This window comes from Actinomyces sp. oral taxon 897, assembly GCF_002999235.1.
GTDB lineage: Bacteria > Actinomycetota > Actinomycetes > Actinomycetales > Actinomycetaceae > Actinomyces.
Genome location: NZ_CP027236.1, coordinates 2328763 through 2346119, shown reverse-complemented (window position 1 = coordinate 2346119; position 17357 = coordinate 2328763). Strand labels below are relative to the sequence as shown.

Sequence of the window (17357 nt, the reverse complement as noted above, 5' to 3'; positions counted from 1 at the left end):
ATCATATATTATGCCATGGGAAGACACGGTTCTCCGCGGGAAGGGCGTCCGGCGGAGGAAGCGAGGCCGCTCTGCCGTAGACTGAGGTGGCCAGCCGCATCGGCTCGGAACGTCGTCCCAGGAGAGCCACGTGTCGTCTATCTTTGACCAGCTTCAGGCCGATCATAAGATCCTGTCTGAGGTGGCGGAGGGTGACTTCCCACGCCCCACGCAGACCCGGGTCATTGCTGTCGCAAACCAGAAGGGCGGTGTCGGGAAGACCACAACCGCCGTCAACGTGGCCGCGGTACTGGCGCAGGGCGGACTTGAGGTCCTGGTGATCGACGCCGACTCCCAGGGCAATGCCTCGACGGCGCTGGGCGTGGGGCACCGTGACGGGACGATCTCCATCTACGACGTCCTGGTGGAGGGCACGCCTATTAGGGACGTGGCCGTCCAGACGCGGTTCACGCCGAACCTGTGGTGCGTACCCGCCACCATTGACGTGGCCGCCGTCGAGATTGAGCTGATCGACGCCGAGCGGCGTGAGTCCAGGATGCGCATGGCGCTGCGTGAATACCTGCTGGGACGACGGGAGCAGGGACTGCCCCGGCTGGACTACGTGCTTATCGACTGTCCGCCGAGCCTGGGCATTATGACGATTAACGCCTTTGTCGCCGCTGGCGAGGTCCTTATCCCCATGCAGGCCGAGTACTACGCCCTGGAGGGCCTGGCCCTGCTCACCCGTTCCATTAACAGGATCGCCGAGATACACAACCCGGTGCTCGGGGTCTCCATGATCGCCCTGACCATGTTCGACAAGCGCACCATGCTGTCGCGGGACGTGGAGGCAGAGGTCCGCAACTACTTCCCGGAGGCCACTATGGAGACCCGGATACCGCGGTCGGTGAGAGTGGCGGAGGCGCCCTCCTACGGGTCGCCGGTGGTCTTCTGGGATCCCCGTTCAACTGGTTCCGTGGCTTATGCGAAGCTAGCTCAAGAAATCGCAATGCGCGGCGTTGCTCACACGATGACTGAGGGAGAGACCTGATGGCACAGAAACGACGCGGTCTGGGGCGCGGACTCCAGGCACTCATTCCAGATACGCAGCTGGAGAGCCCGAACCAGAGGCCCTCGGACGTCTTCTTCCCGGCTGGGCACCGACCTCCCCGGTCTCACTTTGGGGGCGGCACCCTGACGGCGGAACCCGTCAGGACTGCCCCTGACCGCACCTCGGTACTGGGGGATCGTCAGGTGACAGAGGTGACGGCAGCGTTGCTTGCTCCCAAGCCCCGACGACGCAGTGGGGGAGGGCGCAAGGCTGCTGCCACAGGTGCGGCGGCCGATGTTTCACGTGAAACACCGGTGGACTCACAGGATCCGAAGGGCGCTGCGGGTTCGGACGGAGCTGTCCAGGAGCCTCGGGGCCGGTCTGAGGCAAGGCCAACAGGGTCTCGCGTGGAGGGGCCCACGACGACGAACTCGACAAAGTCCTCGACCCCCTCCAGTGCCGAGACGTCATCGGCTACGGGGGAGGGGGCTGTACCTGACGCGGCGCCCGCTCTGGGTGACGGGGCACCTGGCAAGGACAGCAGAGACGCTGGCAGTGTTACGGCCTCTGTTCCTGAGGTCAAGGCCGCAGTCGACAGGGCGTCGGATGCTGGTGCAGATAGCTCCGGTGGTGGGGCAGATGCTCCGGACGGGGCAGATGCCTTGGTGGCGAAGACAGGTTCCGCAGGGAATGAGGCGGGCACCTCGGTTGGCGAGGCGCCCGCTGTCGTTAGTAAGGCGTCTTCCTCGACGGTGCAGTCTGCGAGCAGCAAGTCCGGGGCGGCAGGTAGCGCGAAGCGTGTTTCACGTGAAACGTCGCGTCCCGACGGGGAGGTCGATCCTGACGGCCTGGTCCCGGTTCCGGGGGCCACCTACGCGGATCTGCCGCTGGATGCTATTGTCCCGAACCGGCGTCAGCCGCGTCAGGTCTTTGACGAGGACGAGATCGCCGAGCTGGTGGCGTCGATGAAGGAAGTCGGCCTGCTCCAGCCCATTGTGGTGCGACGTATTGACGAAGGCTCGGATGAGGGCGATGCCCGCTACGAGCTCATTATGGGCGAGCGGCGTCTGAGGGCGGCCAAGGCAGCTGGTTTCAAGAAGATTCCGGCGATTGTCCGCTACATTGAGGACGAGGATCTCCTGCGGGACGCCCTGCTTGAGAACCTGCACCGGGTCCAGCTCAACCCCCTGGAGGAGGCGGCAGCCTACCAGCAGCTGCTCGACGACTTCTCGTGCACGCATGAGGAGCTGTCACGACGGATCGCACGTTCGCGGTCCCAGATCTCCAATACGCTCCGTCTAATGAAGCTGCCGCCGCTGGTTCAGCGTCGGGTGGCTGCGGGAGTCCTGTCAGCCGGTCACGCCAGGGCACTTCTTGGCCTGCCTGACGCAGCTGCAATGGAGCGCCTTGCTCAGCGTATTGTGGCTGAGGGGCTCTCGGTGCGCGCGACGGAGGAGGCGGTGGCTCTTCATGACGAGCCAGCTAAGAAGAGGAAGTCCTCCCGGGCTCGTGCGGTGGCAATGACGGCTCTGGCCACACGTCTCTCTGACACCTTCGACACCCGGGTCAAGGTGGTCCAGGGAGCAAAGAAGGGCCGGATCACCATTGAGTTTGCCGGTAAGGACGACCTGGCTCGCATTATTGAGGCCCTGGCTCCAGGGACGTCGCTTCAGGAGTGAGGGTACAGGCACGCATTGGTAGGCGCTCTTCCTAGTAGGAGGCGCGTGGCAGGAGCAGGGCACGTCTTCCTGTACCAAAGGGGATGCCCGGGTATGGTCGGGTTACCGTATGGCCGGAGCTGCCGGTGGTGGCCGTCTTCTTCCTGGGCTCAGCTCCGGGGTTGGTTACCGCGCGCCAGGACTGGAGTGAGCGCATGGTCCCGAACGCCAGCGGAGATGCGTGTGTCGAACGCGCAATAAAGCGGGGCGAAGAGCGTGGCCCCACACGCCAGCGAAGATGCGGCTGGTTGCTGTGCGCTAGGACTGGAGAGATCCTTGTCCTTCTCAGGTATCTGACCCCTGCTGCCTCCTAGGGGAGAGGGGCGCTCAGTTATCTCCACATTGCCACTGAACAGGCGTTGGGGTAGTTCTTGTCTTGCTCTACGTCAAGGGACTGTCCTGGGAACGAGGTCCGCCGAGGAGATTGGCGTGGCGTCTTCTCCGACGTCAAGGGGGTTGTCAGCGGTCCAGGCCGTCGCCGCGTCCGGTCTTCCCCTGCATTAAGGGAGCTGGTTCCTTCATCCGCAGCCATCTGTGTGACGCCGCCGTGGACGATATCTCTCTGCGTCAGGAGGCTGCTACCGGTCCAGAACGCCGTGTGAACCGTACTCGGTCTCCTCCTACATAAGGGGCTGGCTGTCCTTCACCCGCGGTCACTTGTGTAATGCTGTGGACGACGTCCCCCTACGTCAAGAGGCTGTCCTCCCGATTATCTGGTAGCTCGGCGGAGGAACGGGTTGACAGTTCTATTGGCGAGGGCATTGAGGGGCGATACCGTCAGGTGTTTCACGTGAAACACTTGACGACAGGAAGGCGTCGAGAGCTAACGAGGGGCGCGATGAGTCGCTCCATATAGAGGTCGTAGACGTCATTGTTTCACGTGAAACATCCGGATACCACTGGCGCTACCCCGGAGCTCGCTTCCCGCTCGAGCAGCAGGTGTCCGGCCCTGTACCGCCGGAGTCACCGGACGCCTTCACCAGCAACGCCCAGGCCGCCGGGTCCGGCCCCCATACCACCAGGGAGGCACCCGCACATTCCATGCAGTACCTGGACTCAGCGTCCGGCCCCCATATCACCGGAGGCGCCTCAACCCCTGTTTCTCCATGACCAAGGTGCCCCGAGCTTCACAGTCAGGTTCCGCTCCGCTCATGCTATAGATGGAGTGCTTTGTAGCTCAGAACTCCCTGCTCGCAGGAGTAGTCCCCACGACCCGTCGCACTCAGGCATCGCCTGGACCAGAGCTCCCTGCTCGCAGGAGTAGTCCACGACTGGACTTATTGGTGAGGGTGAGGGCGGACAAAGCTCCCTGCTCACAGCGCTCCGGCGCCGTTCCTCACCGAAGGAGTTGGAGCCAGAGGCCTCTGATCTCACAGGTGCTGAGACTCTAATAGTCCGCTTGTCTCCTACCTGTGCAGGCACTGTCTCTCGGTGACTTCTGAGCGCCTCTCCTTATGGGGCCGTGCCAGCAGGTCTCTTTGAGCGGCCTTTCGTACGCTGGGATTGGTGCAGATCCGCCTTGAGCTCGGACATCACCACTCCAGCGGCCTCTCATGACTGGGACTAGTGACGTTCACCCTCTCGGTGGTTGTGCTGTTCTCCGGGGATCCAGGAGACGATGGCGCCTCAGGGGTGTCGTCGCGCATCTTCAGGAGACTAACCTCTTGGAATCCAGGAGCTAGCCGCCCCCCAGTAGGCCTACGACCTCCTGGACTGTTCTCCTGGATCCAGGAGATGGCACTTGTCTGGGGACAGGAAGATGGCTGGTCTCTGAGCGGGAGTGTTGTTCTGATCCGTACCCGTTAGTCCTGTTCTAAGAGGTCACAATGGGGTTCTGTGGCATGACCCGGCTTCCTCGGCTAGAGGGTGAGCCGCAGCGGGGAGGGGCGGTACCGGGAGCCCGGGGTCTAGCTCCCTGGACTAGAGGGTGATCCGTACGGGAACCTGCCACATGAACTCACCCTTGTCCTGGTACGCCAAAGAACAGTGCAGGGCGGCTCGGAGCTCTTGTCTGATCGTCAGCTCTTTGTGAGTTAATGAAGATAGGATTGACCGCTAGAGCAGGCCGCCTCTGCCTGTCCCTTAAGGTCGAGGGCCACTAGGGCTTTTACAAGGGAACTGCTTGAGGTCGCCAGGAACGTTTAGCGAAGCATGTTTCACGTGAAACACATGGAGATGGAGGGCGGAGGAGGTCACAGCGAAGAAGGTGGATCGCAGGTGTTCGTCCCGCTGTTTCACGTGAAACATGAAGTTGATAGCGGCAGCAGGGCGGGCCCTGTCTCGTCGACGTCGGCAACAGGAAGGAACGGTCCTGCGTCGGCACGGTATTTGGCGGCAGCAGAGGGGTGAGCCCGCAAGGACGGATCACTCCTCCACTCTCATGGACACCTCCGCCCGGCTGCAGGTGAGCGCAGTAAGGGCAGGTAGGTCCTGTGACTTGCAACCAGGTCAGCCTCGTCATAGTCGAGCCTGCGAAGGGCGGGTTTGGTCGACGCGTTCGTACATATGCTGCGAACACGTTGAGTCCGCGAGGATGGGTAGTAGGTCGACGTGATGCCAACACAGCTCTGATCCTACGTAGGCGACAATTCGTCCCTGAGGGTCAGGGTGCCGCACCATGCGTGACCTGATCTGACCAGGCAGGTTTACGAGGTTCTCTTCCTAGACGACCTCACCAAGGGGGATCAGAGGGAGTCGGGGGCGGACTGTGTGCCGTGTACTCATGAGTCGAAGGAGGTGAGACCGCCGTCGGGAGCGGGGACTTGTCCGGTCTCGGAGAGATCGAGCGCGGCGCGGACCTGGTGGGCACCCACCGTTTCTCTCTGTCAGGGTGCTCCCGGGTGGTCAACTGCCGCGGCCTCGGCTGTCGGTTCGTTGATTCTAGGAGCTGTCAGAGCTCAATCGAGGTCGATCAGGCTCGTCCTGAATGGGAGTCCAGGAGGTGAACACTCCCATGTTTCACGTGAAACATGGGAGCGGCCTGCCGTAGAAGCGGTCCTGCGGCCGATGTGCTGCATACTGTGCTGCATACGGTGTGCTGTGCACGGCGTACACCGCGGTAGCGTAGATCTCCTGAGGCTGGTTGTGGCGCGGTTCGTAAGGGTTGGTCCTGGCTGGTGCAGCAGACAGCCCCGCTCTGGAGGGCGGTCTCACAGTTGTTTTGCGAGGTACTGTTCGGGTAAGTCCCGTCCCAGACAGGTGACTGCCGTGCCCCTCGGCACGGCAGTCTGTCCTCTCGCTCTGCGGTGTCTGCCAGGGCAGTCTTGTACCCAAGAGCACGGTCTGCGTAAGCCGGGTTAAGACTGTCACCTCAGGTGCGTTCCTTGTCTGCGGAGCGGTCACGTTCTGCCAAGGTGTACCGAGGAGAAGGAAGTGGACTGGCTTATCTCAGTCCAGCGGAAGAAGGTGCTCAGCTAAGCGGAGCGTGGGCCAGGGAGTTGTAGACGCCTGGCAGATCGCCGTCGGCCTTAACAGCGAGGGGGAACAACGAGGTCTCGGTCATTCCCGGAACGACATTGACGTCAATGAACCAGGGAGTGCCTTCCTGGTCCACAATGAGGTCTGTCCGAGAGACGTGTCCGAGGCCAAGGGTCCGGTGGACGGTCAGGGCGGTCTCCTTGACCCGCGCTAGGACTTCTGAGCTCAGACGTGCGGGGACAAAGTACTCTGAACGACCAGGATTGTAGCGGGCGTCAAAGTCGTAACGTCCCTGGAAGGAGATCTCGACAGGCGGCAGTGCGCGAGCACCGTCCCCTGTGTCTATTACGGACACCGCCACTTCCGTGCCAGGGACGTAACGCTCAATGAGGGCCCGCTCGTCATAGGCGAAGCAGGCAACCATGGCGCTACGCAGCTCGTCGGCATCCGCGGCTAGCGAGACACCCAGGCCGGATCCTCCTTGGTTGGGCTTGACCACTACGGGAAGGCCGAGGTGGCTGGCGACGACGCTGAGCACCTCCTGGGCGCCGAGCTGACTGAAGTAGGCCTTGGGAAGAGTCACCGAGTCGGGGGTGAGGACCCCGCCGCGGCGGACTGTGGCCTTGGCGGTCGGCTTGAATGAGGCGCGCTGGCAACCATCAGAATGGGTTCCCACATACGGCAGATCCAAGGCGATAAGAATATTCTGAAGACCCCCGTCCTCGCCGGGACCACCGTGGACGAGCGGCCAGACAACATCGGGAGAGAACGCGCGCAGGGAGGAGATCATGCGGGCGTCGACGTCGAGAATGAGGACGGTATGGCCGAGGTGACGTAGGACCTGGGCCACGCGGTGACCAGAGCGCAGGGAGATATCGCGCTCATGAGACAGTCCGCCAGCGATAATGGCAATACGTAGGGGGTCAGACATGGTGGTGTACTTCCTCAGATCTGGTCGGGGGCGGGGCCGACGACGGCGTCGGCGTCGCCATTGCGGGAAGAGATAGGGCCAAAGATGCGGACGAGTTCCAGATCCCTGGTAATGACCTCGGAGAGACGCTGGACACCCAGGCGGATATCTGCGGGCTCGGGGTAGCAGAAGGACAGGCGCATATGGTCACGACCAGCCTGTCCGCCTGCATAGAAGGCCGTGCCGGAGACGTAGGCGACGAGGTTGGTGACGGCGCGAGGCAGCATTTTCTTGGCGTCCAGGCCCTCGGGCAGCCGTACCCACGTGTAGAAGCCACCTTCCGGTACATTCCAGGAGCACATAGGAAGAAACTCATGGAGGGCAGCGATCATGGTGTCGCGACGCTCACAGTACATATTACGGAACTCCGCAATCTGCCGCTTCCAGTCAAAGCTCTCCAGGTACATGGCCACCGAGTACTGGCCCATGGAGGAGGGGCAGAGGATAGCGGCCTCTGAGGCGAGCTTCATCTTCTCACGGACGGCAGGAGGTGCCACCGCCCAGCCGACTCGGTAGCCGGGGGCGAAGATCTTGGAGAAGGAGCCGAGGTAGACGACGTCGTCGGGAGCGAGTGTCTTGAGGGCGGTGGATGTCTGCCCCTTAAAACCAAGCAGACCGTAAGGGTTGTCCTCAACAATGAGGACGTGGTGGCGTCGGCAGATCTCAATGACCTGAGGGCGACGCTCCTCGGAAAGAGTGACTCCAGCGGGATTGTGGAAGTTGGGGAGGCAGTAGAAGAACTTGACGCGGCGCCCCTCGCGCTCCAGGCGGAGCATGGTCTCTTCCAGGGCCTCCGGGATGACGCCGTCAGCATCCAACGGCACCTGCTGGACGTCGGCCTGATAGGTGGCGAAGATGGAGAGTGACCCGACGTAGGTGGGTGCCTCGGCGAGAATGACGTCACCGGGGTCAATGAACAGCTCGGTAATAATATCGACGGCCTGCTGGGAGCCGGTGGTGATAATAATGTCCTCGGGGTCGGCGTCAATACCTTCCAGCGCCATGACCTCAGGGATCTTCTCGCGAAGGGAGGGCAGGCCCTGACCATTGCCGTACTGGAGGGCCTTACCTCCGTCCTTGCGGATCATGTCGTAGGTAGCCTGGGCCAGCTCGTCAAGAGGAAGATCCTTGAGATTGGGCATGCCGCCAGCCAGGGAGACCACCTCAGGACGAGATGCGACGGCGAAGAGAGACCTGGTCTCTGACGCGCGCAGGCCGTGGGCTCGTGCTGCGTAGTTATCCAACCAGGGGTCGAGACGGTTTCCCTTGACGTCGTTGCTCACGTCTGATCCTTTCCGGTCGGGGGACCACCCCCCATGGGCCCCAGTCTGCCACTTGGCGCCAGGGAGCGGGGAGGAACGGTGCTGGTGACGGTGGCGACTCGGGAAGTGGTCGCGGCGTTATAGGGGCCGGGAGCCGTGTGCTGGTCCTGGGGTCGTTGTTTCACGTGAAACAACGACCCCAGGACCATTCGCTGAGGAGTTGTCTCCCTGCTCCTGTCGGGGGACACGTCTCAGCAGGGTCCAGCTTCTCCTTGCCCGCAGGCCCTCGCTCCTGTCAGGCAGGGACACAAGGGCCTCGTTAACCTCGCGCGAGCAGGGATGATCCGACCGCGGACAGTGCCTACCCGGCCGGGACTAACCCTTCGCGACAGGGTGATCTCTTGCTCCTGTCAGGCAGGGATACGAGGTCAGGACAACGCCACCCGCAGGTGCAGCTCGCTCCTACTCCTGTCAGGCGGGGCGTGAGCGCACGTTGATCGGCAGCATCCCTCCCGGCCTCACTCCTGTCGAGTGGGGACGCAAGGCGGATGCGCACAGGGATCAGCGCCGCAGCACCTTACCCCCCTGCCCCTGTCACGCCAGGGGTGCGAGGCGCACCAAGTCGGCACACTGGACCGTCGCGTCCCCTGTTTCTGCTGTCAGGCGATGGTGACGACGAGCTTGCCTCGGACGTGGCCCTCACGCAGGGTGGTGTACGCGCTACGCACCGACTCGACGTCGAACGGGTAGACGTGGGCCACCTGGATCTTCAGGACACCGCCAGCCACCAGGTCAGCTACCTCCTTGAGGTCAGCAGGGCCAGCGTGTCGCATACCGGTCACGTGGACGCCCTTGGCGACAGCCTCCGGTGAGGGGACCAGGGTGCCAATGGCCTCGGGTGCCAGGCCCAGCGACAGGGCCAGGTCGACGTACTCCGGACCGTGGCAGTCCAGCAGCTTGGTGACCGGGCGTGACGCCACCGAGCGGATCCGGGAGGCCAGGCCCTCGCCGTAGGCCACGGGGACCGCCCCCAGGGAACGCAGGTAGTCGGCGTTGCGCTCACTGGCGATACCGATGACCGGTACGCCTCGGTGGGTGGTGAGCTGCACGGCCAGGGAGCCTACGCCGCCGGACGCCGCGCTGACCACGAGGACGTCGTCGCTGGTCAGCGCCAGCGTACGCAGTGCGCCGCTGGCGGTCAGGGCGACAATGCCCAGGGCGGCGGCCTCGGTGAACCCGAGGGCCTCCGGCTTGCGCAGGACCTCGTCCGCACTGACCACGACCTGCTCAGACAGGGCCCCGACGACCTGACTCTGACCAGGGGCCGCCCAGAGGGTCCCGAAGACGGCGTCGCCGACGGCGAGGTTGCTGACCTCGCTGCCGATTGCGCTCACGACGCCCGAGAAGTCGTGCCCTACGCCTTGTGGCAGGTGCGAGGCGTCCTTGCCGATCATCCCGCTGAATACCTTCCAGTCCACCGGGTTGAGTCCTGCGGCCCTGGTGCTCACACGGACCTGGTGGGGTCCGGGGGCGGCGTCAATGACGTCGGTCATCTCCAGGACCTCCGGGCCGCCGAAGTGCTGGTACTGGATCGCTCGGGTCATAGTGTGTCCTCCTGGCTCTGGTCCTGTATGTGGTTGCGCTGATAATGGTGCCCGGACACGCCCTGTGGGGTGCGGGCACCTCGTGCTGAGGGGGGTAAGCAGTACCTGAGGCGTGGTGGCGAGCATGGTCGGAAACGTTATTTACCAAGGATATAGAATCATCTGCAGATATGCTGGGATATAACGTATACGTGCAGCTCAGAGGCGAGTCTGAAAGTATGCTGTGAAATAGGGTGCATTCTGTCCTCGGCAGTGAGGACGGCGGTAGGCGGGGCATGGCCCGCGCGCATGGTTCGTCCTCGGTGGTGGCATCAGATGGCCTCGACCACGCCGCATAACTGAGACGAGGCGCGGTTCGTTCTCGGCGGTGGCGGATTCGTCCTGCTCCTGTCGGTTCGTCCTGGGCCTCTCCTACGGTCTGCCACGGCTGTCGATCACGGCTCGTCCTACTCGCGCACTAGCGGCAACACGGTCTCCGGTATGTCTCCGTGGGTGAAGAAGTGCCTGAACGCCTTGATCGCCAGCTCGCGAGGCACCTCCACGCTTCTGGGGATCTCTGACCAGCTGCCGTGGTAGTCGTACTCAAGGAAGCCCTGGCCGTCATCGACCACCGCAGCCGGCCAGAACATCTCCGTATCGTTGCCAAAAGGAACTGTGCACCCATCCCCCTCGAAATGTATGAGCACGCAGCTAATATTCCCCAGGAGGAGCTCGATAACGGGGGTGCCTCGTAGGTGAGGGGGCGTCGAACGGTCTCTATCGCATTCTCTACGTCTCCCCACGTCGGCGCCTCTGCCTCAGTAAACCGGTCGGCGGAGGTGTCACAGTAGAGTTTATGACCATATTGCTGTTTTGTGATTGCCGATTGTAAAAAAATGTGCAACCCCTCTAACCAATCCGGTTGACGGCCTGATAGGCCAGCCCGGCTGAGGCCGCTACCCCAGCGCATGGCACGACCAGGACAATAGATCCCGCCCTGTCCGCGCTATGGTCCTGGGACCTGTCAGTGCTGGGCGTAACTGGCGACCAGGGGTCGGAGCTCCTCCTGGGTGGCCGGGATCTCCACGACGTGCTGCGGCCTGGCCAGCAATTCCCTGACCACCTCGGCCACCGGCAGCTCCTCACCCAGGGCCTCGGTGACCGTGTGCCCGAACTTGGCGGCCTTGGCGGTCTCCATGACCACCATAGGCACGCGCCGCCCGTGGGCGGAGCTGCCCTGGTCGAGGCTGTCACCCCCAGGTACATTGTCCGCGCCAGGTGCGGCGTCGGCCTTAAGGACGCGCAGCGCCACGGTGACGCCGTCAGCAGTGTGCGGGTCAATGAGCTCACCTGTGGCCGCGTGGACCTGGCGGATCGCCTCAAGCCGGTCGGCGTGGGTAGAGGTCCCCGAGATAAACCCGTGCTCCTGACGCAGAGAGACAATTCTGTCACACAGGTCCAGGACGCCGTCGGACTCCAGACGAGTCCAGTACCGCATAAACTCCTCCCCGAGGACCTGGGCCACGAAACGTTCCAGGTTGGAGGCCTTGGAGATGTCCATGGAGGGGCTGGATGTGGCCAGGGTCTCGGCACCGCCGCGTGGGCGGTAAACGCCGGTGGAAAAGAACTCGTCGAGGACGTTGTTCTCATTGGTGGCCAGTACCAGGCGGCGCAGCGGGACCCCCATGGAACGGGCCAGGAAGGCGGCGTAGATATTACCGAAGTTTCCACTGGGGACGGCGACGTCGACCTGGAGGCCCGTGCGGACGTCCTCGGGTGCGGCGTCGGTGACCCGCAGCCATGTCCACACGTAGTAGACGGCCTGGGCGGCAATACGACCGATATTAATGGAGTTGACCGCGCCAAGGTGGTGGGCGGTCTTGAAGTCGGCGTCGCCCATGAGGGCCTTGACAAGGTTCTGGCAGTCATCAAAGACGCCGCGCACGGCCACGTTATGGATATTGTCGTCCGCGATGGAGTACATCTGGGCGCGCTGGACCTCGCTCATGCGCCCGGCGGGGGAGAGCATGACGACGCTGACCCCCTGTTGGCTACGGAAGGCCTCCTCGGCGGCCGAGCCCGTGTCACCGCTGGTGGCCCCCAGGATTGTGAGGACCTGACCGCGGCGGGCCAGGACGTAGGGGACGGCCTGGCCGAGGAACTGCATAGCCAGATCCTTGAAGGCCATGGTCGGGCCCTCGGACAGGCCTGCCACGAGCAGGCCCGGGTGCAGCGCCTCCAGGGAGCGCAGGGGGACCACCGAAGAGGGGAAGCGCTCGGGGCCGTAGGCGGCGGCGGTCAGGGCGGCCAGGTCCTCGCCGGGGACGTCTGTGGCGAACAGGCCGATGACCTGTGCGGCCAGCTCAGGGTAGGTCAGGGGACGCCAGGCCTCCAGCTGCGCGGCGTCGATCCGGGGCAGGGCCTCGGGGACGGTGAGGCCGCCGTCAGGGGCCAGCCCCATGAGGAGGGCATCGCAGAAGCTGACAGGGTCCATGCCCCCGCGGGTGGAGACGAACTGCATGCCGGGCCTTCCTGGAAGGTGTGCAAGGATCGGCGCCCACGGTGACGTCCTCGGGCGCCGCCCGGGCACGCCGCGTCGCAGACCGGCCGAAGGCCGTGGCGGACACCGTCCCGGGGTGCGAGCCCGCTCATCCTAAGGGGCCGGTGCATTGGGCCGCAACCGGCGCGCGCCTGGTGGGGCGGGCTGGCTGCGGCGCGTGGTCACCACCCCTCCCCGGCCTCACCGAGCATGAGCGGGACCAGTACGGCTACCAGGTCCCTGAACCGGGGCCGCGTAGCCCCGTGGTCCGGCGTCGAGGTCCCCCTGCTCCAGGGTCTGCCAGTCCCGGGCGTCAAGGTCGTAGACGTACAGCGGACCGTCCTCGTAGTCGCCCACCATGAGGTAGCGCGGGTAGTCCGCCACGTACAGCCCGGTGGTCTCCACCATCTCGGCTGGCCCGTACAGGTTCGCGCCGTTCATGCCGCAGCCGTCCGTCAGCTGCCAGAACCCCAGCAGTGCCGCCGGTACCTCGGCACCCAGGTGCTCCCTGACCCAGGCGGTCGCCGTCTCCACCTCGCCGGTGGGTGCGGGTACCAGCTCCTGGTCCCAGTAGGTGCGGTACCGCTCACCTACCTGCGCGATCAGCGCGACCACCAGCTCGTCATTAGCCCGGTTACGTGTCTGCTGCACGGTACACCTCCAGGACGGGGACGGTTCCGCGTGTCAGCCTAGACGTCCCGGACACCGGCAGCGGGGACGTGCCCTGCCACCGAGACGAGGTGGTGTGGTGCTCCTAGGAGTCTTGGCCCAGGGCCCGTTCGACCTTCTTCCTGAAGCTGGCCCGGGGGTAGCTGCCCTGAAACTGCGTGACCACCTCACCGGCGCGTACGACGGCGAAGGTCGGCAGGGAGCGGATACCGAACAGACGGGTCGTGACCGGGTTCTCGTCCACATTGACCATGACGAGTTTCACCCGACCGGCGAGCTCGCCCGCGACCTCGTCTACCACCGGGGACATCTGGCGGCAGGGGCCGCACCACTGGGCCCAGAAGTCTATGACGACCGGCAGGTCGCACCGGGCGACCTCGACGTCGTAGGAGGAGTCGGTGACGGCAAGGGCGGAGGGCATAAGTATTCCTTTCGAGCCTGTTATGACGGCACCTGTTCTCGCGGGCGGCAGTAACCGGCGGTTGCTCGCGGGACCGGGTGCTATGTGTCCCACAGCCTGCACGGGTTCCTGTATATCGCACAGGTTCCGCGCCAGCCCTCTACCGGCCGCGTCCCGTGGGGCCAGCAGGTGTCTCCTACAGGATGCCACGGCCTAATGGGAACCAGTGCGGTCCGCGGGCGTACCACAGACCGTACCTGTGAGCATCCTGTGAACCCCCCGTTCTCACGAGCAATAAGTACCGTTCTCGCGAGCAATAAGTACCGTTCTCGCGGAAGAGGGGGAGGGGAGGACGAGGTGGGGCGGGTGTCAGCTTGAGGAGCGTGCCCGGGTGGCTAGGCTGCGCAGGTGGCCCTTGGCCTCCTTGGCGCTGCGCAGGGCCAGGAAGGCCGAGGACCGCAGGGGCATGTCCCAGCTGCCGTCGACCTCCGTGACGCGCTGGGCGTAGCGCTTCTTGTACTGACCCACGCTGTAGAGCTCGGGCACCCGCACGGACCCGGCCCCCATGAGGTCGTAGGACACGCAGCCCTCGTCAGCCAGGGTCCGCATGCACCACCAGTCCAGGGCCTCGGCGCCCCGGTAGGCCCGGGACTCGTTGGAGGAGGCTCCGTAGTAGGCCCAGGTGTGCCGCTGGTAGATCGTAATGAGGTTCCAGGCCTGGGGCTTGCCCTGGGCGTCACGCATGACGAACAGGCGCGCGTGCTTGGGGCCTAGGAAGGTCAGCATCTGCCAGTAGACCTCACTGGGGTGCGGGGTGAACCCGTCCCGCTCGGCGGTCTCCGTCAGCACCTGGTAGACCTTCTCGAACTCGTGGCGGCTCAGGTCGCTCTCGTCGGCGAACGTGGCCCCTGCCGCCGCGGCCACGCGCTGGGCGCGACGGACCCCGCGGCGACCGTCCTTGGGCATGGCCGCGGCAATGGCCTCGGGGTCACGCGGGCTGAGGTCGGCGATATAGGTGTGGTCGTAGGTGATCGAGTTCAGCAGCGGGTGCAGGTCCGGGGCGCTGAAGGCGGCGGCCAGGCGCAGGAACACCACCGACTTGTCCCGCCGTCGCACCTCGGCCTGCAGGAGCTCACGCAGGTGCGCCTCACGCTCGGGGGACTGCTCCTTGAACCACACCGGCCCGTGCTTGGCCCACAGGAAGCGCCGTCCCACGATCTCGTAGACCAGGAACATGACGTAGGCAACGACGACGCCGCCGTCCTCGTAGACGTACCGGCCCCAGACCTGGTTGCCCCGGGCGGCCTCGAAGGCCTCCCACGGAATGGTCTGCTCCATGGGCATCTCGCGGTGACGGATCAGCTCGTGCGCCTCCTGCGGGCGGAGCCGGCGGAGGGTCTCTTGACGCTCACTGGACACGTGGAACCTTCTGTCTCTCGGGTCGGGCTTAACGGGTCGGGCTTAGGTGGGGAGGTCAGTAGGACTGGTCGGTGGGGTCGGGGTAGTAGCGGGCGAACTTGCGGTAGTGGTTGAGGCGCTGGGCCTCCACCACCAGACGGCGGCGCTGGGAGCGCTCGCTGGGGTCCCGCAGGGGGTCCACGGCGTCGCCCAGCAGGCCCCGCACCCGCTGCGCCAGCTCGGGGTCGCGCAGGTAGTGCATGAGCAGGCGTCCGGGCACCAGGGAGTAGAGCACCTCCCGGGTCACGTTGCGGCGCACCAGGCGACGCCCCCCAATGAGGTCCTCGATCATGGGGACCATGGGGTTGGCCCCGGCGGCCGTCATATAGAAGGAGTTGCGCCCGATACGCGGGTTGACCTCGAAGAACAGGGCGCGCCCGTCGCGGGGGTCGATCTTGACGTCGAAGTTGGCGAAGCCCCGGTACCCGGCGGCCGTGAGGATCCGCTCGGCGGCCTCCCAGATCTCGGGGAAGGGCTCGGTGACCATGGCCACCGGGTTGCCGATCATGGTGGGCGCGTGGTCCTCCAGGAGCACCCGGGCCGAGCCCATGAGCGTCACCCGTCTGGCGGAGTCCACGTAGGTGGTCACCGAGCGCATGGCCGTGTTGTCACCGGGGATGAGCTCCTGGACCACGAACGTGGAGCGGAAGCCCGCCTGACGCAGGTCCTGCCACAGGGACTCCAGCTCCTGGGGGCCGTCCATGAACCAGATCTTGCGCTTGCCGGGGAAGGAGACCGCGTCGTAGGCCTCCCCGACGGCGGCCTTGGCCACCACCGGGAAGGGCATGTCGATCTGCGGGGCGGCCCAGCCCGGATCGTCGCAGTCGGACATGTCCACCACGACCTGGCGGGGGGTGTCCACCCCCACCGAGGCGCACAGGGCGGAGAAGGAGGTCTTGTCCGAGACGGCGTCGATCACCTCGCTGGGGGGGAAGGGGACCGCGTAGGCGGGCTCCAGCAGGTGACGGTGGCGGGCCAGGAGGGCGGCCTGGTGGTCGGTGTTGGCCATGACCACCGCGCGCTCGTCCTCGCCCAGGTCCTCGGCGACCTCCAGGAGGGCCGCGATGGTGTCCTCCTCGGTGGGCTCCTCGGGCAGGGGGACGACGTCGATGTAGGAGGACAGGCTGATCGCCTCGATCGGGGCGGGGGACAGGACCGTCACGCGACTGGTGGTGGCGGTGTGGAGCTGGCGGGCGATGGCGTAGACGCCGATGTCCCCCCCCAGGACGACCGGACGAACGTGACTCATGTGGCCTCCAAGCTAGTGCGGCACCCTCCCGGGCAGACGGGAGGGCCGTCTGCCCAGGATAGATCAGACGGCCCCCGACGTGCGGGTGGGGTACGGCTCAGGCGTGGTCGGCCAGGTAGTGTTCGGCGTCCAGGGCGGCCCGGCACCCGGATCCCGCTGCCGTGATCGCCTGCTGGTAGTGGGGGTCGGCCACGTCGCCGCAGGCGAAGACCCCGGGGACGTTGGTGCGCTGGCTGGGGGCCTCGACGCGGACGTAGCCGGCGTCGTCCAGCTCCAGGACGTCCCTGACGAGCTCGGTGCGGGGGATCTGGCCAATGGCCACGAACAGGCCGGCGGCCGGGATCTGGCGGCGCTGCCCGGTGAGCGTGTCCTCCAGGGTGACCGACTCCAGGGCCTCCTGCCCGCCCAGGCCCACCACCCGGGAGTTCCAGGCGAAGGTGATCCGGGGGTCGTCCAGGGCGCGCCGGGCCATGGCGGCGGAGGCGCGCAGGGCGTCGCGGCGGTGCACCACCGTGACCGAGGAGCCGAAACGGGCCAGAAACAGGGCCTCCTCCATGGCCGCGTCCCCGCCGCCCACCACCACGATCGGCCGGTCCCTGAAGAAGAAGCCGTCACAGGTGGCGCAGTAGGACACCCCGTGCCCCGAGAGGCGGTCCTCCCCCTCCACGCCGAGCCTGCGGTACTCGCTGCCGGTGGCGACGATGACGGTGCGGGCCTCGTGGACGCCGTCGTCGGTGGTGACGCGCTTGACCTCACCGACCAGCTCCAGGCCGGTGACGTCCTCGTAGCGGATCTCGGCACCCAGGCGCTCGGCCTGCTCCTGCATCCGGCCCATGAGCTCAGGGCCCTGGATCCCCTCGACGAACCCCGGGTAGTTCTCCACCTCGGTGGTGCTCATGAGGGCGCCGCCGGCGGTGACCGAGCCGGCCAGCACCAGGGGGTCCAGCCCGGCGCGGGCGGCGTAGATCGCGGCCGTGTAGCCGGCCGGGCCGGAGCCGACGATGACGACGTCGTGGATCATGACTCTCCTGAGGGTGCGCAGGTGCTGACCGCCTGCTTGGC

General features: G+C 65.3%; 12 protein-coding genes. 2 read left to right on the top strand and 10 right to left on the bottom strand.

The window, feature by feature from the left end; all coding sequences use genetic code 11:
- Window positions 1-130 precede the first annotated feature (130 nt).
- Window positions 131-1030, top strand: coding sequence for a ParA family protein (locus C3V41_RS09345; RefSeq protein WP_106110035.1), 900 nt, complete (start codon window positions 131-133; stop codon window positions 1028-1030).
- A gap of 407 nt (window positions 1031-1437) precedes the next feature.
- The gene (locus tag C3V41_RS13880; protein ID WP_441299706.1) at window positions 1438-2709 is read left to right on the top strand and encodes a ParB/RepB/Spo0J family partition protein; all 1272 of its coding nucleotides are present in this window, start codon (window positions 1438-1440) and stop codon (window positions 2707-2709) included.
- A gap of 3448 nt (window positions 2710-6157) precedes the next feature.
- On the opposite strand, the gene C3V41_RS09335 is transcribed toward C3V41_RS13880, so the two are convergent.
- The 10 genes from C3V41_RS09335 to trxB all read right to left on the bottom strand — a co-directional run bounded on the left by C3V41_RS09335 (window position 6158) and on the right by trxB (window position 17316).
- The gene (locus tag C3V41_RS09335; protein ID WP_106110034.1) at window positions 6158-7096 is read right to left on the bottom strand and encodes a D-alanine--D-alanine ligase family protein; all 939 of its coding nucleotides are present in this window, start codon (window positions 7094-7096) and stop codon (window positions 6158-6160) included.
- A gap of 14 nt (window positions 7097-7110) precedes the next feature.
- Entirely contained in the window at window positions 7111-8277 is a 1167-nt protein-coding gene (locus C3V41_RS09330) for an aminotransferase-like domain-containing protein (RefSeq protein WP_254423742.1), read from the bottom strand.
- Window positions 8278-9056: 779 nt separating this feature from the next.
- Entirely contained in the window at window positions 9057-10001 is a 945-nt protein-coding gene (locus tag C3V41_RS09325) for an NADP-dependent oxidoreductase (protein WP_106110032.1), read from the bottom strand.
- A 446-nt stretch (window positions 10002-10447) separates the two neighbouring features.
- Window positions 10448-10687, bottom strand: a complete 240-nt coding sequence (locus C3V41_RS09320; protein ID WP_165271627.1) for an Imm1 family immunity protein — start codon at window positions 10685-10687, stop codon at window positions 10448-10450.
- Between the two features lie 317 nt (window positions 10688-11004).
- Window positions 11005-12501, bottom strand: coding sequence for a threonine synthase (gene thrC, locus C3V41_RS09315; protein WP_106110030.1), 1497 nt, complete (start codon window positions 12499-12501; stop codon window positions 11005-11007).
- A 219-nt stretch (window positions 12502-12720) separates the two neighbouring features.
- Window positions 12721-13170, bottom strand: coding sequence for a hypothetical protein (locus tag C3V41_RS09310; RefSeq protein WP_106110029.1), 450 nt, complete (start codon window positions 13168-13170; stop codon window positions 12721-12723).
- 103 nt (window positions 13171-13273) lie between these two features.
- A complete protein-coding gene (gene trxA / locus C3V41_RS09305; protein WP_106110028.1) occupies window positions 13274-13609 on the bottom strand; it encodes a thioredoxin in 336 nt (111 codons plus the stop codon).
- Between the two features lie 348 nt (window positions 13610-13957).
- Window positions 13958-14926, bottom strand: a complete 969-nt coding sequence (locus C3V41_RS09300) for a lipid II:glycine glycyltransferase FemX (protein WP_368033258.1) — start codon at window positions 14924-14926, stop codon at window positions 13958-13960.
- Window positions 14927-15062: 136 nt separating this feature from the next.
- On the bottom strand, window positions 15063-16295 hold the full coding sequence (locus C3V41_RS09295; RefSeq protein WP_106110026.1) for a carboxylate--amine ligase: 1233 nt from the start codon (window positions 16293-16295) through the stop codon (window positions 15063-15065).
- A 97-nt stretch (window positions 16296-16392) separates the two neighbouring features.
- Entirely contained in the window at window positions 16393-17316 is a 924-nt protein-coding gene (gene trxB / locus C3V41_RS09290) for a thioredoxin-disulfide reductase (protein WP_106110025.1), read from the bottom strand.
- Between the last annotated feature and the right edge of the window lie 41 nt (window positions 17317-17357).